This window comes from Methylomonas rosea (assembly GCF_024505055.1).
Taxonomy (GTDB): domain Bacteria; phylum Pseudomonadota; class Gammaproteobacteria; order Methylococcales; family Methylomonadaceae; genus Methylomonas; species Methylomonas rosea.
In genome coordinates this window covers 1-2,443 of sequence record NZ_JANIBL010000128.1, presented here as the reverse complement: position 1 = coordinate 2,443, position 2,443 = coordinate 1, and the positions used below count along the sequence as shown (strand labels likewise).

The 2,443-nt window shown below is 50.7% G+C and carries 3 protein-coding genes; 1 reads left to right on the top strand and 2 read right to left on the bottom strand.

All coding sequences use genetic code 11. The features are described 5' to 3' along the window. Positions 1–107: 107 nt before the first annotated feature. On the bottom strand, positions 108–992 hold the full coding sequence (locus NP589_RS21390; RefSeq protein WP_064010821.1) for a LysR family transcriptional regulator: 885 nt from the start codon (positions 990–992) through the stop codon (positions 108–110). Between the two features lie 154 nt (positions 993–1,146). Here NP589_RS21390 and NP589_RS21385 point away from each other — a divergent pair, with 154 nt between their 5' ends. Further along, positions 1,147–1,725 (top strand): beta-class carbonic anhydrase, encoded by a 579-nt coding sequence (locus tag NP589_RS21385; protein WP_256608783.1) that lies wholly within the window; start codon positions 1,147–1,149, stop codon positions 1,723–1,725. 542 nt (positions 1,726–2,267) lie between these two features. Here NP589_RS21385 and NP589_RS21380 read toward each other — a convergent pair. Next, positions 2,268–2,443 (bottom strand): Arm DNA-binding domain-containing protein (locus NP589_RS21380; protein ID WP_256608784.1); only part of this gene is annotated, 176 nt, incomplete at its 5' end.

The window sequence follows — 2,443 nt, the reverse complement described above, 5'->3', positions numbered from 1 at the left end:
TGGCGGGTGAACCAATTTGCCTCTACCGCGAAGCTTTTAGGTTTACTCGCCAGCTTGCCAGGCTTGCGCACAAGCTAAAAAGTTTGAGTCGATGGCAAAAAACCCTGCTACCGCTCAAAATACGCCAACAAAAAATCGATAAACGTCGTCAATTTGGCGGGATAAAAGCGCCGTTGCAGATAAGTTGCATAAATAGCCAAGGCCGGCCGGCGATATTGTCTGAGGATCTCCACCAGTTCGCCGCTTTGTAAATACGGTGCGACCGACAACCTGGGCGCCTGCACGATACCCATACCCAGTGCAGCAGCCTCGCACAGTGCACGACCGTTATTGGACGCCAACACCCAGTCGGATTTGATTTTTTTCAGCTCGCCGTCGACGTTGAACAACCAAAACTCGCCATGCGGCGTGTCCACGTAGTGCAGGCATTGATGATTACTAAGTTCATCTATGGTCTGCGGCTCACCTTTTTCAGCCAGGTAGGCCGGCGAGGCATAGGTGCACAGCTCGGTCTCGGCAATCTTGCGCGCCACCACGCCGGGGTCCAGGGTATCCGTGACTAACAGGGAAATATCGAAACTGCCGACCCGCAAATTCGGCGGTCTGTTATCTAAAGACATTAAAATCTTCACTTCCGGATATTGTTTTAGATAACGTTCGATAGCCGGCACCATATACATGCCGCCGAAATCGATAGGCGCACTAATTTTAATGGTGCCTTTCACCCGCTCCCCCAACTGCGCGGTCGACGCTTCCAAATCGGCCAAATCTTCCAGCAATTGCTTGCTGCGGTTGTAGTAGGCTTCGCCGGCGCTGGTCAGGCTTAGGCTGCGCGTCGTCCGATGCAGCAATACCACGCCCAAGGACGCTTCGAGTTGCGCGATATACTTGCTAATCATCATCGTCGACAGCTTTAACTCTTTCGCTACCGCGGAAAAAGTCCCCAGCTCAACGATTCGGCAAAACACCCGCATGTTGTTAAACTTGTCCATGACGCCATCACTATAAACTTAAGGTTTATATTTTATAAACCAATTAGCGTCTTTAAACCAGGATTCCGCTTGGCTACAATGCTGCCCGGAGATAGTCGTTACCTCGTCTGGTTTTTAGTTTGAGCCAGACGTTTTTTCACCCACCGAGGTTCTTATGAGCAAAATTCACAACGAAGTACTGTTAGCCAACCGCGATTATGTATCCAGTTTTAACAAAGGCGATTTGGCTATGCCGCCCGCTCGTCAGTTTGCCATACTGACCTGCATGGACGCCCGACTCGACCCCGCTAAATACGCCGGTTTATCTGAAGGTGACGCGCATGTGATTCGCAACGCCGGCGGCCGCGCCAGCGACGACGCGATCCGCTCTCTGGTTATTTCTTACAAATTACTCGGCACCAAGGAATGGTTTGTGATCCATCACACCGACTGCGGAATGGAAACCTTTACCAACGACATCATGAGCGACTTGTTGGCCAGCAGCTTGAAAACCGCCAGCGTCGACGCGACTGGCTGGCACGACGGCGGCGAAGGCCCTGGTTCGACAGACGGCAAATACATCAACTGGCTGACCATCAAAAACCAAGCAGAAAGTGTCCTGGAAGATGTTAAACGTATAAAAGCCCATTCGTTGGTGCCTAGCGATATTCCGGTTTACGGCTACGTTTACGACGTAAAAACCGGCCGCTTGATCGAAGTACCTGAAGCGACGGCGGCTGGACAAGCCAGCTAGACCTCAAAGAAAGGGCTACTTTGACCCGATGAGCTCCCGCAGACGCGGGAGCGACTTGACCGCTAAGCTATTTTGGCGTCGCGAGGAGATTCATCAATACAGCAGGCCTTCATCGTTTTGGGCACAAAACCTTGCCTACTCGACTCGGTGTAGTTTGAGAGTGTCCAAGCACAGCAATACGACTGCAACGCTACGTTATCTCGGCCTTACCAAACAAGCAATTTTGCAGACTTCCAATGACTACGCGCTTTAAAAATTGCTATCAGTGAAAAATCTCCGCGCTAACCGCTAGCGGGAAAAATAACGAATCCAACGCAAAACTGAACGGCAAATCAACTAATGGATAGCGCGGCGGAGCGGTATTAAACTTCCTGAGGCGACATCATTGTTCTCCAATGCCGCCCAATCAAATCGAGTTCCGCTGTAGACGAAGATTCTTTCGGGACTCCATCGCTTAATAAACAAGGCAGCAAAAACCACAACAATCTACCCCCTATCTTTAATCGCATTGCCTTCGCTGTTCACCGGCTGCTCCACGAGCCTTACGCCATTGCAAGCGCAGCAATTATCATCACTTCCGAGGGATCAACACCTTCCGAAACCGCTTTTTTAAGCTCAAATGCCTTCTTTCTAGCCTCTGAAAGACTGGTTAAGGGATATGTCCCTAAAGATAACGTTTTTCGCGTCCTATTGATGGCATAGTCAACCCTCCACCACC

Coding starts and splice junctions, on each gene's coding strand:
- NP589_RS21390 (WP_064010821.1), bottom strand. CDS start 992: ATGGACAAGTTTAACAACATGCGGGTGTTTTGCCGAATCGTTGAGCTG.
- NP589_RS21385 (WP_256608783.1), top strand. CDS start 1,147: ATGAGCAAAATTCACAACGAAGTACTGTTAGCCAACCGCGATTATGTA.